Origin of the sequence: Aeromonas sp. EERV15 (assembly GCF_900079845.1) — a bacterium.
GTDB lineage: Bacteria > Pseudomonadota > Gammaproteobacteria > Enterobacterales > Aeromonadaceae > Aeromonas > Aeromonas sobria.
The window spans coordinates 74,657-90,128 of record NZ_FKKY02000003.1; the positions used below are offsets into that span (position 1 = coordinate 74,657).

At 60.2% G+C, this 15,472-nt stretch carries 14 protein-coding genes; 12 read left to right on the plus strand and 2 right to left on the minus strand.

Annotated elements, in window-relative coordinates; translation table 11 throughout:
- Nucleotides 1-124 precede the first annotated feature (124 nt).
- Nucleotides 125-784, plus strand: coding sequence for a YccT family protein (locus tag BN4575_RS03565; RefSeq protein ID WP_033138646.1), 660 nt, complete (start codon nt 125-127; stop codon nt 782-784).
- Between the two features lie 300 nt (nt 785-1,084).
- Here the strand turns inward: BN4575_RS03565 and ylqF are convergent, their stop codons facing one another.
- Complete coding sequence (ylqF, locus tag BN4575_RS03570) at nt 1,085-2,035, minus strand: ribosome biogenesis GTPase YlqF (RefSeq protein WP_068977173.1); 951 nt, start codon at nt 2,033-2,035, stop codon at nt 1,085-1,087.
- Nucleotides 2,036-2,358: 323 nt separating this feature from the next.
- On the opposite strand from ylqF, the gene BN4575_RS03575 reads away from it, so the two are divergent.
- From BN4575_RS03575 to BN4575_RS03610, 8 genes are all read left to right on the plus strand, one after another.
- Nucleotides 2,359-3,756: an alkaline phosphatase gene (locus BN4575_RS03575; RefSeq protein WP_068977174.1), complete on the plus strand. Its 1,398-nt coding sequence runs from the start codon at nt 2,359-2,361 to the stop codon at nt 3,754-3,756.
- A gap of 11 nt (nt 3,757-3,767) precedes the next feature.
- Entirely contained in the window at nt 3,768-5,162 is a 1,395-nt protein-coding gene (locus tag BN4575_RS03580) for an alkaline phosphatase (protein ID WP_068977175.1), read from the plus strand.
- 72 nt (nt 5,163-5,234) lie between these two features.
- Nucleotides 5,235-5,921, plus strand: coding sequence for a hypothetical protein (locus tag BN4575_RS03585; RefSeq protein ID WP_068977283.1), 687 nt, complete (start codon nt 5,235-5,237; stop codon nt 5,919-5,921).
- Nucleotides 5,922-6,003: 82 nt separating this feature from the next.
- Nucleotides 6,004-6,741, plus strand: coding sequence for a substrate-binding periplasmic protein (locus BN4575_RS03590; RefSeq protein WP_068977284.1), 738 nt, complete (start codon nt 6,004-6,006; stop codon nt 6,739-6,741).
- A gap of 245 nt (nt 6,742-6,986) precedes the next feature.
- The gene (gene rnk, locus BN4575_RS03595) at nt 6,987-7,382 is read left to right on the plus strand and encodes a nucleoside diphosphate kinase regulator (protein ID WP_068977176.1); all 396 of its coding nucleotides are present in this window, start codon (nt 6,987-6,989) and stop codon (nt 7,380-7,382) included.
- A 193-nt stretch (nt 7,383-7,575) separates the two neighbouring features.
- On the plus strand, nt 7,576-8,166 hold the full coding sequence (uhpA, locus tag BN4575_RS03600; protein ID WP_068977177.1) for a transcriptional regulator UhpA: 591 nt from the start codon (nt 7,576-7,578) through the stop codon (nt 8,164-8,166).
- Nucleotides 8,163-9,683, plus strand: a complete 1,521-nt coding sequence (uhpB, locus tag BN4575_RS03605; RefSeq protein ID WP_068977178.1) for a signal transduction histidine-protein kinase/phosphatase UhpB — start codon at nt 8,163-8,165, stop codon at nt 9,681-9,683. Before uhpA ends, uhpB begins: the two co-directional genes overlap by 4 nt.
- A 27-nt stretch (nt 9,684-9,710) precedes the next feature.
- The gene (locus BN4575_RS03610; protein WP_068977179.1) at nt 9,711-11,045 is read left to right on the plus strand and encodes an MFS transporter; all 1,335 of its coding nucleotides are present in this window, start codon (nt 9,711-9,713) and stop codon (nt 11,043-11,045) included.
- A 92-nt stretch (nt 11,046-11,137) separates the two neighbouring features.
- Here BN4575_RS03610 and BN4575_RS03615 read toward each other — a convergent pair whose 3' ends face one another.
- Nucleotides 11,138-12,271, minus strand: coding sequence for a GGDEF domain-containing protein (locus BN4575_RS03615; RefSeq protein WP_068977180.1), 1,134 nt, complete (start codon nt 12,269-12,271; stop codon nt 11,138-11,140).
- Between the two features lie 511 nt (nt 12,272-12,782).
- Between BN4575_RS03615 and BN4575_RS03620 the strand changes: the two genes are divergently transcribed.
- The 3 genes from BN4575_RS03620 (at nt 12,783) to BN4575_RS03630 (ending at nt 15,366) form a co-directional block, all read left to right on the plus strand.
- The gene (locus BN4575_RS03620; protein WP_005334079.1) at nt 12,783-13,583 is read left to right on the plus strand and encodes a transporter substrate-binding domain-containing protein; all 801 of its coding nucleotides are present in this window, start codon (nt 12,783-12,785) and stop codon (nt 13,581-13,583) included.
- 96 nt (nt 13,584-13,679) lie between these two features.
- Nucleotides 13,680-14,639 carry an amino acid ABC transporter permease gene (locus tag BN4575_RS03625; protein ID WP_068977181.1) on the plus strand — a complete coding sequence of 320 codons (960 nt, stop codon included), beginning with the start codon at nt 13,680-13,682 and terminating at the stop codon, nt 14,637-14,639.
- Entirely contained in the window at nt 14,623-15,366 is a 744-nt protein-coding gene (locus tag BN4575_RS03630) for an amino acid ABC transporter ATP-binding protein (protein WP_068977182.1), read from the plus strand. Before BN4575_RS03625 ends, BN4575_RS03630 begins: the two co-directional genes overlap by 17 nt.
- Nucleotides 15,367-15,472: the final 106 nt, after the last annotated feature.

A 15,472-nucleotide genomic window follows, 5' to 3' on the forward strand; every position in this document is an offset into this window, starting at 1 on the left:
TATGGATGCGGATAACAGCATGAACTGCGCACACCTGAAAGAGCCATTGCCGCAGTAGGCCAAACCTGTAAAAATGAGCCCCTGTTTTCAGTGGGCAATGCGCCTGACTGTTCAAGGAGATGAAATGAAACTGACTGTTCTGGTACCGGCACTGGCTGGTCTGTTGTGGGCAGGTAGTGCCCTGGCCAATGCCCAAGTGGAAGTGACCACCCCTTATGTTGTGCAGCTGCTCGATGGCCAATCCATCAACCCAAAGCTACTCGACAAAACCAGCAGCTTCCCGCTTAGTGCCGGCAAGCATCAGTTGGTGATCGCCTTTGAAGGCAACTACTCCAATCGCAGCGAGATCAAGCTGGTGACTGCCGAGCCACTGGTGCTCAACTTCACCGCAGCCGACAATCAGCAGCTGGTGCTGGACTACAAACAGCCTCGCAACGAAATCGAAGCCAAGCAGTTTGTCAAAGAGCAGAAAGTAGCGCTGAAAGACAAGGCCACTGGCCAGCAAGTGAGCAGCGAACAGTTCGTGATGCCGAAAGTGGAAGGCTTCCAACTGACCCGTGACTATCAGCAAGAGCTGATCAACATGGGCAAGGCCTTCAACCAGCCCAAAGCGGTTGCCGTCTCCTCTGCCGCCGTGATGGCTGCAGCCAGCGCCCCGGTCGCAGTTGCCCCGAGCAAGGCTCAGAGCAATCCGGAAGCCCTGACCCAATTGCAAAACTGGTACAACAAGGCTGATGCGGAAACCCGCAAAGCCTTCCAGATCTGGGTTATCCAGCAACAATAATCAGATCTGCCCATTACGGGACACAGGGATCAACAAGGGGAGCCATGCTCCCCTTTTTCACATCTGGTGAATGCTGTTTCTCACCAGCGTGGCTCACTCTTATCGCCATTTCGCCCGCACAAGATCGCTGCATGGCTGACGACGTTTTCCCGCCCTAGCGCAGCCTCACGCAGCCTTTATATCCAGATCTATCCCGCGCCAAACGACAGAGGCGACCCCTGGGGTCGCCTCTTCTTGTTTCGTCATCTCGGCCACACAAGCTCGCTCGTTACTAGGCAAGCTTGGGATGCCTGAGGATAACTATTTCTGACGCTTGCGGGCGTACTTGCGACGGGCGCGGGCCTGACGCTCCTCTTCCCGCTCCGCTTTCTCTTTGGCTTTTTGCTCGGCTTCTGCGGCGGCTTCGACAATCTCGACGCTCACCATCTCCGGCGTCTCCAGCGAGATGCGGCCAAGCAGGCCGGAGCGGAACTCGTTGATCAGGATCTCGGACGCCTTGTGCAGGTCGGCCAGCCCCCCTTTGCGCACGAAGGCGCGTTGGCGGGCAATCATCTCCAGCAGCTCGATCTCGGTCTCGGGCAACTCGTCAATCTGGTAGCGCGCCTTGATCCGCTCCGGATAAGCCTTGATAAAGTAGTCAGCGGCGAACATGGCGATATCGGCATAGTCGAACACCGTGTCCTTGATGGCCGCTGTGATGGCCAGACGATAACCACAAGAGGGTGGGTTGAGCTTGGGCCAGAGGAAACCTGGGGTATCGGTCAGGATGACGTTGTTATCCAGCTTGATCCGCTGCTGGGACTTGGTCACCCCCGCCTCGTTGCCGGTGCGGGCGATGATGCGCCCCGCCAGGGTATTGATCAGGGTGGACTTGCCCACGTTGGGGATCCCCATGATCATCGCCCGCACACCGCGCAGCTCAAAATTGCGCTCCGGCAGCATCTCGTGACAGAGAGTCAGCAGTTGCTTGATCTTCTCCGGCTCTTGTTGCGTCAGCGGCAGCGCCTTGATCCCCTTCTCTTTTTCCATGTGCGCCACCCACAGATCGGTGATCGCCGGATCGGCCAAGTCCGCCTTGTTCAGCACCTTGATCACCGGGGTATCACCACGCAGCTCGGGCACCAGCGGGTTTTCGCTGGAGAAGGGGATGCGGGCATCGAGCATCTCGATGATCACATCGACCTGGGGCATGACCTCGGCAATCTCTTTGCGGGCCTTGTGCATGTGACCGGGGAACCAGTTGATGGACATATCCGTTACTCTCTGTGGGGGCTGCGGGCGCGCGCATGGAACAACAGGCGCTCTGCCGCGGGCATCGAACGAAGGGGGCGCATTTTACCTGCTGCGGACCCATTTTGACAGGTCATTCTAGCCATCACCTGATCAAATCAGCAAACCGCCAAGGTGGAGCAACCTTGCCGGAAACGAGCAGACCAACCCGCTCAATTGATAGATAACATATTGATATAATGTAACATTTTCATCGTCTTTTCACACAACCGTCACCGATAGTCAGTAAAAGTGTCATCTCCCCCCTCTAGGCTGCGCTCAGGTTTTACAAGGAGCGAACCCCAATGAGAAAAATGGCAGGAGTTGCAGTGATGATCGGCGCCGCCCTGGCCGCCGGCTGCAAATCAGACAATGACACGGTAGCGACCAAGCCCGCCGCCCAGCCCACCAACGTCATCTTCTTCCTCGGTGACGGCATGGGCCTCAACACCCTGACGGCGGCCCGCATCTACGGTGTCGGCGAAGAGGGCGATCTGACCATCGATACCCTGCCAGAGATGGCCTTTATCAAGACCTTCTCCCACGATGCACAGGTCACTGACTCGGCCCCCTCCATGTCCGCCTACATGACCGGGGTCAAGAGCAACAACGGCGTCATCAGCATGGACAGCGACGCCACTCAGGAGAGCAACTGCAGCAAGAGTGCCGGCAAGCCGGTAACCACCCTGCTGGAGCTGGCCAAAGCCGATGGCCGCGCTACCGGTGTGGTGACCACGACCCGGGTGACCCACGCCACCCCGGCGGCTACCTATGCCCATATCTGCAACCGGGATCTGGAGGCGGATATCGCCGCCCAGCTGGTGCCGGGCGGCAAAGGCTACAACAGCGCCCTCAAGGAGGGGCTGGATGTGGTGCTCGGTGGCGGCAGCAGCTTCTTCCTGCCCAAAGCCGACAAGGGCAAGCGGGAGGATGGCCGCAACCTCATCAGCGAAATGCAGGCCAAAGGCTATCAGTTTGCCAGCAATCTGGATGAGCTGAACAAGGCCGATGCGGGCAAGCCGCTTCTGGGTCTGTTTGGTTCCAGCCACATGAAATATGACCTGGACCGCCCCGCCAGCGAGCCATCACTGGCCCAGATGACCCTAGCCGCCATCAAACAGCTCAAGGGCAAGGAGAAGGGTTACTTCCTGATGGTGGAAGGGGGCCGCATCGATCACGCCCTGCACGACACCAACGCTAAGCGGGCGCTGCAGGACACTCTCGCCTTCGACAACGCCATCAAGACTGCCATCGACGAGGTGAAAAAGAGCGACCCAGAACTGAAAAACACCCTGATCGTGGTCACCGCCGACCATGACCACACGCTAGTGCTCAACGGTTATGCCAAGCGTACCGGCAAGACCACCGCCGACAACCCAGGGGTACTCGGGCTGGTGAAGAACTACGAGACTGGCGAGCCAAGCAAGGATAGCGACGGCATGCCCTACACCATCATCGGTTTTGGCAACGGCTACAACCGGGTGGATGGCCCGCGCAGCAGCGTCGCCCCGCTCGACGATGCCACCGTCTCCGCCAATGACTACCACCAGGAAGTGGTGGTCAAGGTGGGCGAGATCGGCAACGAGACCCACGGCGGCACCGATGTCTTCCTCGGCGCCATCGGCCAGGGAGCGGAGAGCTTCCACGGCTCACTCGATAACACCGCCGTGTTCGGCAAGATCAAGGCTGCGGCCAAGCTGTAAGGAGCACTTTCATGAGCAAACAGATGAACACATCCATCAAGCACACGCTGGTCTGCGCCGCCCTGTTCAGTGCGCTGGGCGCAACCTCCCAGGCACAGGCCGCCGATGCCAAAAACGTCATTCTCTTTATCGGTGATGGCATGGGGCCCACCGTGCTCACCGCTACCCGCCTGTTCAAGGTGGGGGAAGAGGGCAATCTGGAGATGATGAAACTGCCGCGCACTGCCCGCATCAAGACCTTCTCCAACGATGCTCAGACCACCGACTCGGCCCCCTCAATGGCGGCCTACACCACCGGGGTCAAGATGAACAACGAGGTGATCGCCATGAGCAGCGACACCAAAGCCGTCGCCCCCGGCAAAGACAGCAACGGCAACAAAACTGACAACAAATGCAGCAGCGATAACGGCAAGCCGGTGCCCACCATCCTGGAGCTGGCCAAGGCGGCAGGCAAATCGGTTGGGGCCGTCACCACCACCGAGCTGACCCACGCCACCCCGGCGGCCACCTACTCCCACATCTGCCATCGGGATGCCGCTTATGACATCGCCGCACAGGCCGTTCCGGGAGGCGCTGGTTTCAACCAGGCGCTGGGGGATGGGGTCGATGTACTGATGGGGGGCGGTGCCAACCACTGGACCCCGTACGACAGCGCCAGCAACGAGGGGGGTCGCAATGACAACCGCGACCTGACCGCCGAGATGAGGGCGCAGGGATACAGCTATGTCACCACCCAGAGCGAGCTGGCCCAGGTCACCAGTGGCAAGGTGCTCGGTCTGTTCAGCAGCAAATCCCACCTCGACTACGAGCTGGATCGGGTCGCCAAGGGGGCAGCCAATACCCAGCCGTCGCTCTCCGAGATGACCGCCAAGGCGATCGATCTGCTGAGCCAGAACAGTCAGGGCTACTTCCTGATGGTCGAGGGTGGCCGGATCGATCACGCCCTGCACGCCACCAATGCCAAACGATCTCTCACCGATGCGGTGGCGCTGGATGAAGCGGTCAAGACGGCGCTCGGTAAAGTGGACCTCCGCAATACCCTGATCGTGGTCACCGCCGACCATGACCACACCATGACCATCAACGGCTACTCCGCCAAGGGCAACCCTGTGCTGGATCTGGTGAAAAATGGCGACGGCTCGACCCAGAACGATGTGGATGGCAAGCCCTTCACCACCCTGGTGTTCGGTAACGGTCCCAACCGTACGGCCGTGCGCCCCGTCCTCACCAGCGATCAGGTGATGGCCAATGACTACCGGCAGGAGAGCGGCGTCAAGCTGGTATCGGAAACCCACGGCGGCGGCGATGTGATGCTGTTCGCCGATGGCGCCGGCAGCAACCGCTTCAAAGGCACGCTGGATAACACCAAGGTGTTTGGCAAACTGCGGGAGGCGCTCGGCCTGTAAGCAGCGGGGGCCCGGGTGCATCTGAGCAATCGACTCAGCGGCCCGTGCCCCGGCTCTTTCGAGCGACAGATGATGATGCGACTTTTACTTTCGTTATGGCTGCTTGGCAGCACCCTCGCCTTCCCCCTCCATGCCGACGATGCCCCCCCGGATCTCGCGGCCCGGATCAGCTATCACGACCGGGTCACCGGCAGCGATGGCATCGCCAGAGAGAGCGTCTGGCAAGAGAAGTGGCTGCGAGTAGGCAATCAGGTGTGGAGCCAGCGGCTCATTCCCCTCCCCCTTGCCCGTGCCTATCACGCCACTCACGACACCACGCCCGGCCACAAGCACTTTACCCACCAGATGGCCGCCCGCTGGGTCAGTCGCAGTGATGGGGGTGAACTTCAGTTGCGCTATGCCGACAGCTGGCACAACCAGCTGGTGGAGGTGCCGGTGGAAGAGTATGGCCAGGTGGCCTTCAAACCCGACTGGCCGCGGATCCGCCATCTCGTCAACCCGGCACTGCTGGAGGGGATGACACCGCTGGATGAAGCTGCCCCCGAGCAGGCAAGTTGGTATGAAAAGCGCGAAGGGCAGCAACGAACCCGCATCCTCTGGTCGAGTCAGTGGCAGATCCCGCTGGTGGTAGAATCGGCCAGCCTCGATGGCTATCGCAGCTACCGGATGGAGGTGACCCTGCGCAAGCTGCCCGCGCAGCGCCCCTGGCAGCAACTCGCTGATTACGAAGTGCGCGATCTGCGGGATTTCTTCGACTGAGATCCCAACCCCTCTGCAGGCGGACAGACATCGCTGACAGGAATGTTACACTCTGAACATTCAACTCTGGCTAATGACCTTGATGCGCGCTCTCTGCCTGCCCTTGCTTACCCTACTGCTAATGCTGGTGAACACCGGAGTCCAGGCTATTGTGCTGGTAGCTGCCGACCTGCCCCCTTACGTCATTCAGTCCGTCCATGGTAAGCCAAGCGGCATAGCCATCGAGATCATGGAAGAAGCCGCCCGCCGACTGGGGGAACCGCTCACTATCGAGCTGATGCCATTGCCACGAGCCCTGACCCAAACCATTCATCGCCAGGATGTGTTGATGATACCGCCCGTTCGCAGCAGTCAACGAGAACACCTCTACCAGTGGGTTACCCCAATCCTGGATGAGCAGTTTCTTATCGTCAGCGATCGCCGGTTTCACCCAACGCAGCTGAAGAGCAGCGATTTACGCACCCTTGATGTGGGCGTGCTGCGCTACTCATTTGGTCAACATCTGCTCAAGCAGCGCGTCGGGATCCAGGGTGAAACAGTGGCAGATGAGCAACTGAACGCTCATAAACTCCATCGTGGTCGCATTGATGCCTGGGTCGCCGCGTGGAATGTCATCCTGTATGCCCAACAACAGGACAAGCTATCGTCACAACAGCTGGTTCGCGGGGAAGTGCTGATGAACACCCAGCTGTTTCTCGCCGCAAACAAGGCGTTCCCCTTCAAGGAGGCGCAGCGCTGGCAAGCCGCCATCGAGGGGATGCGCCGTGATGGCTCGCTGGCGCGGATCATCCGCCAGTACAACTATCAGCTTCCTGAGTAGTCACTCAATCGCGGTTGCCAAGGCTGACCAGAATGGTTATGGTAGCCCCATGAAAATACTCGCTATTTCTTCGCATTTGCTCACACCCTGCTGAGCCCCCGCCTCGCTCCTTCGGCCGCGAGTCGCTTGGGGGCATGGCATTTTCAATCGATTGATCCTGTTGAATCCATTTTTGTAACACCCAGTGTGATGGTCAGTCTGCCCAAGTCAGCCTGGCCCTCTGCGTTATTGATAAGGAATATCTTATGAAACAACCTCATCTGGTTATCTCCAACCTTGATCTGGACCGTATCGAACAACTGCTCGGCAACCACCCCCAGCACCTGGCCCTACAAGAGGAGCTAAACCGCGCCGAGATCCGCGAACCGGCCGACATGCCGCCAGACGTGGTCACCATGAACAGCAAGGTGCGCTTCAAGATGCCAAGCAGCGGCAACGAGTTCTGCCTCACCCTGGTCTACCCGCGCGATGCCAAAGGCGACGAGAGCAACATTTCGATACTGGCCCCGGTAGGCAGCGCCCTGCTCGGTCTGAAAGTGGGCGACGGCATCGCCTGGCCAGGGCCGGCCGGTCGCACCATCGAGGTGGAGATCCTGGAGGTGGTCTATCAGCCGGAGCGCGCCGGCGAGCTGCACCGCTGAGTCCCCCGGGCTGGTCATCCCCTTGTTGACCAGCCCGCTTGCTCGCCCTTGCCAGCTGATCCCGATCAAGCTTTGCGCACCTTGCCCCCCGGTTTTTAGCCCCTTTTTCTGCTGCTGCTTGAGCCTGACTCGGGGGGCAGGTATCTTGTTGGCCGCGTCATGGTCATGACGCACCGAATTTCAGGCTGACATCATGATAAAAATTGCCCTTATCGACGATCACCAGATCGTCCGATCCGGTTTTGCCCAACTGCTCAATCTGGAGCCCGATCTGCAGGTGGTCGCCGAATTCGGCTCCGCCAGTGACGCCCTTGCCGGTCTGCCCGGCAGCGGGGCGCGGGTCTGTGTCTGCGACATTTCGATGCCAGACCAATCGGGGCTGGAGCTGCTCAAGCAGCTCCCCTCCGGTCTGGCTGTGGTGATGCTCTCGGTGCACGACAGCCCGGCGCTGATCGAGCAGGCGCTGCAAACCGGCGCCAAGGGGTTTCTCTCCAAACGCTGCAGCCCGGACGAGCTGCTCGCCGCCGTGCGTACCGCGGCTCTGGGTGGCTGCTACCTGACGCCGGACATCGCCCAAAAGCTAGCCAGCAGCAGCCGGGATCCCCTCACCAATCGGGAGCGAGAGATTGCCCAGTTACTGGCGCAGGGGCTGGAGGTGAAGACCATCGCCGAGCAGCTCGGCCTCTCCCCCAAGACGGTACATGTCCATCGCGCCAACCTGATGGACAAGCTCAAGGTCAGCAACAACGTCGAGCTGGCCCACCGCATGCTGGATAGCTGGTGATCTCCCGTCTGGCCAGCTATGTCGCCATCGCCCTGGCGGCCAGCTTCATCTTTGCCGCCGGCTGGTTTTGCCTCTGGAGCATCAGCCTGCATCTGGCGGGGGGCCCGGTGCTGGCGGTGCTGCTGTTCCCCTTCGGCCTGCGCTTGGGGCTGCTGCTGCAAAGCCCCGGCCACTACTGGCCGCCACTGCTATTGTGCGAAGGGCTGCTGCTCTACTGGCTCAATCTGGAGGTGGGGCTGCCCCACTGGCAGTGGCTGATCGTGGGCAGTGTGATCACCCTGCTGCCCCTGTGGATTGCCCGCCGCCAACAGGTATCCAACGACTGGCAGCAACTGTTGTTGCTGCTGGCCACCGTCACGGCGGCGGCACTGCTGCAAGCCCTGCTCTGGTATCTGGTGGGGGAAGATGGCCTCTCGGCCCTGCTGCTCACCCTCACCGGCGGCCTGACCCTCACCACGACCTGCATGTTGATCTGGCACTACCTCACCCGCGCCACCTGGGTGCCGCTGGGCCCTGCGCTGGTGGATCAGCCAGTGGACTGGCGCTTTCGCCATCTGGTCTGGTATCTGCTGCTCTTTATCCTGAGCCTTGGCTTGCAACTGGGCTTGCCCAACTCGCTGGTACGCTTTACCCCGTTTTGTCTGGCCATTCCCATCATCGCTATGGCATGGCGCTATGGCTGGCAGGGGGCGCTGCTCGCCACCCTGATGAACACCATCGCCCTGTTGGCCAGTCAGGCCTGGCATGATCACCCCCTCGACCTGCTGCTCTCCCTGCTGGCCCAGAGCCTCACCGGCCTGCTGCTCGGCGCCGGGATCCAGCGCCAGCGCGAGCTCAATCAGGCGCTAACCCGCCAGCTTGCCCACAATCGCCAGCTCACCGAGCGGCTACTGGAGACCGAGGAGAGCATCCGCAAGGAGGTAGCACGCGAGCTGCACGACGATATCGGCCAGACCATCACCGCCATTCGTACCCAGGCTGGCATAGTGCGCCGCCTCGCCCCCGATAACGCAGGTGTAGGTCAGAGCAGTGCCCTCATCGACACCCTGTCGCTCGGGATCTACGATGCGGTGCGCGGCCTGCTCGGGCGGCTGCGCCCACGCCAGCTCGACGACATGACCCTGGAGCAGGCAGTACGCGCCCTGCTGCGGGAGCTGGAGCTGGAACGTCACGGTATCGTCACCCGACTGGAGTGGCAGCTGGCGGATGGCGATCTCTCCGATGCCCAGCGGGTCACCCTGTTTCGGGTCTGTCAGGAGGGGCTCAACAACGTGGTCAAACATGCCAATGCCCACTCGGTCACCATTCGCGCCCGGGCCAGCGGCGAGCAGCTGCAACTGGTGCTGGAAGATGATGGCCGCGGCCTGCCGGAGAGTCGCCCGCAACAGGGCTATGGCCTGCTCGGCATTCGCGAGCGGGTACAGGCCCTCGGCGGCAGTTTGCAACTCTCCTGCATCCACGGCACCCAACTGACGGTCAACCTGCCCAGTCGCAAACGGGAGGAGAGTCATGGCTGATCACCATCATCACCAGAGGGCAAGCCTGTGCTGAGTTTTATGAGAAGCGCGCCGCCCCAACCCCTTATCCGGGATCAGGCCGAGATCGACGCCACCTATCGCCACTGGCGACTGCACCTGCTGCTGACCATGTATCTGGGCTATGCGGTGTTCTACTTCACCCGCAAGAGCTTCAACTTCGCCATGCCGGACATGCTGGCGAGCGGCATGCTGGACAAGTCCGACATCGGCATGCTGTGGACCCTGTTCTATCTCACCTACGGCTGCTCCAAGTTTTTCTCCGGCATCATCAGTGACCGCGCCAATCCGCGCTACTTCATGGGGATCGGCTTGATGGCCACCGGCGTCATCAATATCCTGTTCGGCCTCTCGTCGGCACTCTGGATGTTTGCCGCCCTCTGGGTCGCCAACGCCTTCTTCCAGGGCTGGGGCTGGCCCCCCTGCTCCAAGCTGCTCACCAGCTGGTATTCGCGCACCGAGCGCGGGGTCTGGTGGTCAGCCTGGAACACCGCCCACAACGTGGGGGGGGCGCTGATCCCCCTCATCGTCAGCACCATCGCCCTGCAGCATGGCTGGCGCTACGGCATGATAGTGCCCGGCCTTATCGCCATCGTCGCGGGCTTGTTCCTCTGCTGGCGGCTGCGGGATACCCCGAGCGCCATGGGATTGCCGACAGTGGGCGAGTGGCGAAATGATGCCATGGAGCTGGCCCAGCAGACCCAGGATGCGGGGCTCTCCCACCGCCAGATCCTGAGTAAATATGTGTTGGGCAACCCCTATATCTGGCTGCTCGCCTGCTGTTACGTGCTGGTCTATGTGGTGCGCACCGCCATCAATGACTGGGGCAATCTCTATATGACCGAGCAGCGCGGCTTCAATCTGATGAGCGCCAACTCGGCCATCTCCATGTTCGAGGTGGGGGGCTTTATCGGCGCCCTGGTGGCGGGTTGGGGATCGGACAAGCTGTTCAATGGCAACCGCGGCCCGATGAACCTTATCTTTGCGGTGGGGATCCTGCTGGCGGTGGGGTCGCTGTGGCTTATGCCTTTCTTCAGCTATGTGATGCAGGCGGCCTGTTTCTTCACCATCGGCTTCTTTGTGTTCGGCCCCCAGATGCTGATCGGCATGGCGGCGGCGGAGTGTTCCCACAAAAACTCGGCGGGGGCGGCCACCGGCTTTGTCGGCCTGTTTGCCTATATGGGAGCGGCGCTGTCGGGTTATCCGCTGGCCAAGGTGATGGAGATCTGGCACTGGAACGGCTTCTTCGTGGTGATCTCGGTCGCGGCGGGCGTCTCGGCCCTGCTGCTGCTCCCCTTCCTCAAGGCGCAAGCACCGAGAACAGCTCAAGCGAATTCAGAGTAGCGGGTGGCAGCTGACAAGCCAGATCCGGCAAGCGGAAACAGCCAGGGCGCGGATCACCGCGCCCTGCTTTTATCCTTGAATCTATCCCTGCATCAGGCAGCCTGACAGACTCGGTTCTTCCCTTCCCGCTTGGCCCGATAGAGGGCATCGTCCGCGCGGCGAAACAGGCGGTCAAAGTGCCACTCCCCCTGCCAGTGAGCGACCCCCATGCTTACGGTGATATGGATCCCCTCCACCTCGCTGGCCGCAAGCTGAACCAGCAGTGACTGGCAATGGGCGCTCGCCTCCTCTGCGGTGGCATGGCGAAACAGCAGCACAAACTCCTCGCCACCAAAGCGACCGGCCAACACGCCCTCCCGCTCGCGCAGCACCAGCCCGACCCGCTCCAGCACCCGATCGCCCACCTCATGACCATACCGATCGTTGATCTGCTTGAAGTCATCCAGATCGAGCACCACCAGCGCCCCCTGCGGTGCGGGCCGTCCCCGGGCCAGACGTTCCATAAAACCACGGCGATTGAACAACCCGGTCAACAGGTCATGACTGGCCTGATAGCGCAACTCCAGCGCCCGGTGCTGGTTGCAGAGCAGCAGCACCCCGAAGGTGAGCATGGAACTGCCCACCAACATGGAGACATAGGGCAACACGTTGAACAACTGGCGCTGGAACGGGCTTTCGATCACCTCGCCCCAAACGGCAAACATCCGCATCAGGGTCATGGCAATCAGCACCAGATGCAGGCCAATCAGCACCCAGACCGCCACCTGATAATCGGGTCGGCCGTGACGCCAGAGCTGCCAGATGATCTGCGTACTGAGCCCGAGGAAGGTGGCGCTGCTGATCATCACCCGCACCGCAATCCGGCCATCGATGGCGACCGACCAGGTCATGATGATGGCAAATAGCAGGATAAATCCCCAGCAGGCACGCCAGCCGGGCGGTTGACGGAAGAAGCAGCGCTGGGCGACCAGCAGCAACAACACATGAAAAATCAGGAAGACATTGCCAACCCAGGAGCCATAGGGGGTGGGGGTCAGCAGCAGACTGGCGAATCCCGCCTGACCCAGCATGGCAAACAGGCTGGACCACCACCAGACCCCGACGCCGGGAATATCGTTGTGGGTAACACGAATGATGGTGAGAGTGAGGAAACCGAGACAATAGCCACATAAGGCCATGATCATCAAAGTAAAAATATCCAGCTTGAGCAGTAGTGAGGCGTCCATACCAAAGCCATGCAGAGAGGGTAACTGAGTATATGAGAAGCGTTTGCCAAGACCCAGAGGCCCCTGACCGTTTTCACAATAAAAACATCCAGTTCACCTGTTTTCGCGCTGCCATATCACTATCGCCATGCCGTCACCAGATGCTCGATTCATACCCGCTAATGAGAACAACCAGACTAAGGCCACATGCGAGCCCCTCGCTGTGTAACAAAATGTCTTAAGCATAATTTGGGCTTGAACCCACCCCATTAGATAGATATGTTGTTTTCGTGTGATTTTATGAATGAAGCCATGAGCAATAAATGTCTCTAACCTGTTGAGTCTTCTGACACAATCTGTTTTTGGTACATTTTTCACTCAACCACTATTCATAGCATCTCATATGGGGCTTTTGTCCCGCACAAGACATTCATCCTGTCTTGCCTGTTGCCGGATGCAGCAGTCTCTTGTGCCACGGAGTCGCACGGGATCAGGTTCAAGGCCGAACACACCACCGACAGAGACGTCACTTATGATCAAAAAACTGATTCTTTCTACCCTGCTGTTTTGCGGGATCGCCACGGCGGCCCCGACCCCAGCCCCCACCTCCACCCTGGATGCCGTGCTCGAACGCGGCGTGCTGCGAGTCGGCTTCGATGCTGGCTATCAACCCTTCGAGATGACCAACAAGCAGGGCCAATACATCGGCTTTGATGTGGATCTCGCCAAGATGGTCGCCAAAGAGATGGGCGTGAAGGTCGAGTTCGTCAACACCGCCTGGGATGGCATCATTCCGGCGCTGCTGACCAACAAGTTCGACGTCATCATGGGCGGCATGACCGTCACTCCCCAGCGCAATCTGCGGGTCAACTTCGCCGACCCTTACATCGTGGTCGGCCAGACCATAGTCCTGCGCAAAGAGAAGGCGGGCGAAATCAAATCCTTCACCGACCTCAACGACCCGAAATACAAGATCGCGGTCAAGCTCGGCACCACCGGCGAACAGGCAGTCAAGCGCCTCATCCCCAAAGCTACCCTGCTGCAGTTTGAAACCCAGGATGACGCCAAGCTGGAAGTGATCAACGGCAAGGTCGATGCGTTCGTCTATGACCTGCCCTACAACGCTATTTTTGCCTCCCAAAATCAGGGCGCCGTGGTGCACCTCGACAAGCCGTTCACCTTCGAGCCGCTGGCCTGGGCCATCCGCAAAGGGGATCAGGACACCCTCAACTGGTTCAACAACTACCTGCGCCAGATCAAGGGCGATGGCAGCTACGACCGTCTCTACAAGAAGTGGTTCGAATCCAACGCCTGGCTGAATCAGCTCAAATAACCTCAAAAGGGGGCGCCTTGCCGCCCCCTCTCGCAACACCCCACACAATAACGAGAAGAGGTTGTGACTGTGCACACACCCAAACCGACAAGACAGATGGAAAAACAGCCCAATCAGCTGCTCTGGCATGGGGTTTTCCTGCTGATGCTGCTGGTTGCCGTATTCGGCATCTATAAGGCTGTCCAGTCAGTGGATTACACCTGGCGCTGGGAACGCATTCCTCAATACATCGCCTATCAGGCTGAGCAGAAGAATGTCGCCGAATTTGACGGCACCGTGATAGCGGGCACCAGCGAGGCCGAGAAGGGCAAGCTGTTCCTGCAAGACGATCTCGACCCCAATGTGCGGCAAGCCATCGCCAGCACTGGCGTACAAGTCGCCGAAGGGGATACCGTTTTTCGTGGCGATACCCTCGACACCCAACTGAGCTGGACCGCAGGCCCCATCGCCTGGGGCGTCTGGGTCACCGTCAAGCTCTCGCTGGTAGCGGGCCTCTTCGCCATCATGCTCGGCACCCTGGCCGGGCTGGCGCGCCTCTCCCCCAATCCCGCCCTGCGCAATCTGGCGGTCACCTACGTTGAGCTCATCCGCGGCACGCCGCTGCTGGTGCAGATTTTTATCGTCTACTTCTTTATCGGCACCGTGCTGAACCTCGATCGCTTCACCGCCGGGGTCGCGGCACTGGCGGTCTTTACCGGTGCCTATGTGGCGGAGATCGTCCGCGCCGGTATCAGCTCCATCCACAAGGGGCAGATGGAGGCGGGCCGCAGCCTGGGTATGACCTCCGCCCAGACCATGCGCTATGTCATCCTGCCGCAGGCGTTCAAGCGGGTGCTGCCACCGCTGGCAGGCCAGTTCATCAACCTGATCAAGGACTCCTCGCTAGTCTCGGTCATCTCCATCACCGATCTGACCAAGGCGGGGCGCGAGGTGGTGAGCTCCACCTTCAGCCCGTTCGAGGTATGGTTCACCGTGGCCCTGCTCTATCTGGTGCTCACCGGCACCCTCTCTTTTCTGGTACGCCGTCTCGAGGTGAAATATGCGAAAAGCAACTGATCCCATCATCAAAGCGACCGGCGTAGAGAAGTTCTACGGCAGCGAAGTGCATGCCCTGAAAAATGTCAGCACCGAGGTGGCCGAAGGGGAAGTGGTGGTGATCGTCGGCCCCAGTGGCTCGGGCAAATCCACCTTCCTGCGCACCCTCAACCAGCTGGAGACCATCAACGACGGCAATATTGTGGTCGACGGTATCTGCCTGACCGAGCCGGGCGATGTCAACAAGCTGCGGGAAGAGGTGGGCATGGTGTTCCAGTCCTTCAACCTCTTCCCCCACCTGACGGTGCTGGATAATATCTGCCTCGCTCCGCAGAAGGTACGCGGCCTGTCGCGCCGCGAGGCCGAAGACAGGGCCAAGTCGCTGCTGCTGAAAGTGGGATTGTCGGTGAAAGCCGCCAGCTATCCCTCCCAGCTCTCCGGCGGTCAGCAACAGCGGGTGGCCATTGCCCGGGCGCTCGCCATGCAGCCACGCATCATGCTGTTTGACGAGCCGACCAGTGCGCTCGACCCCGAAATGGTGGGGGAAGTGCTGGATGTGATGAAGGGGCTGGCTCGCGAGGGGATGACCATGGTGGTGGTGACCCACGAGATGGGCTTTGCCCGCGAGGTGGCGGATCGGGTGCTCTTTATGGAGAGTGGCGAACTGCTGGTGGATGAAAAACCGGCCGATTTCTTCGACAATCCCCCCTCGCAGCGTCTGCGCCAGTTCCTGAGTCAGGTGCTGTAGCCAACATGCTCTGCTGGATAAACGAAGAGGGACCGCAAGGTCCCTCTGCTTGTGTGTCACGCTGAGCAGGCTTAACCCAGCTGAACCCGAGTGCCCATCTCATCGG